This is a genomic window from Fodinibius salsisoli (genome assembly GCF_026229185.1).
Taxonomy (GTDB): domain Bacteria; phylum Bacteroidota; class Rhodothermia; order Balneolales; family Balneolaceae; genus Fodinibius; species Fodinibius salsisoli.
This window is the reverse complement of sequence record NZ_JAGGJA010000041.1, coordinates 1-745: the sequence shown is the minus strand read 5'-3', so window position 1 is coordinate 745 and position 745 is coordinate 1. Positions and strand designations below refer to the sequence as shown.

Below are 745 nucleotides of genomic sequence, written 5' to 3'. Positions count from 1 at the left end.
GGGTCTAGTGAAGCATAGCATATTATAAAAGTTTGTAACATATTGCTATGCAATGAATAATAAGTATTATAAGCGTTCAAAAATTTCTGAAGCTAAATTTCGGCAACTGATCCGCTATTTTGCGATGGATCTTACGGCTACAAATACCGCTAAGCTCACCGGGCTCAGCCGCCGGTCGGTTACCGATATTTATGGCCGGCTGCGTGGTAAAATTGTCGAGTGGTCCATTCGCGAAGCTCCCCTGGAGGGAACCATTGAAGTCGATGAGTCCTACTTTGGCCCCAAGCGCATCCCCGGCAAACGAGGCCGCGGTGCTGGTGGAAAAACAATTGTGTTTGGCATCTTCAAACGACGAGGCAATGTGTACACTGAAATTGTACCGGATGCGAAGAAAAAGACCCTGCAGCGGGTTATTCGTGGAAAAATAGACCTTCGGAGTGTGATCCACAGCGACGGATGGCCGGGCTATAATGGCTTGGTAGATGTCGGATACGACAAGCACTATCGTGTCAAACACGGTGGGGATGAATTTGCTCGCGGCAACCAACACATTAATGGCATTGAATCGTTTTGGAGTTTTGCCAAACGCCGACTGACCCAGTTTAATGGGGTCCCAAAACACACGTTTTTTCTGCATTTGAAAGAAACGGAATTTCGTTTTAATCATCGAAACAATAATTTATATAACATCTTGCTGAAGCTCCTTCGAGAAGATCCTCTTTGAGTCGTTTGCTTCACTAGACCC

1 protein-coding gene is annotated in these 745 nt (G+C 45.9%); it reads left to right on the top strand.

Annotated elements, in window-relative coordinates; translation table 11 throughout:
- Positions 1–52 precede the first annotated feature (52 nt).
- Complete coding sequence (locus J6I44_RS20540; protein ID WP_265768146.1) at positions 53–724, top strand: IS1595 family transposase; 672 nt, start codon at positions 53–55, stop codon at positions 722–724.
- The last annotated feature ends 21 nt before the right edge of the window (positions 725–745 follow it).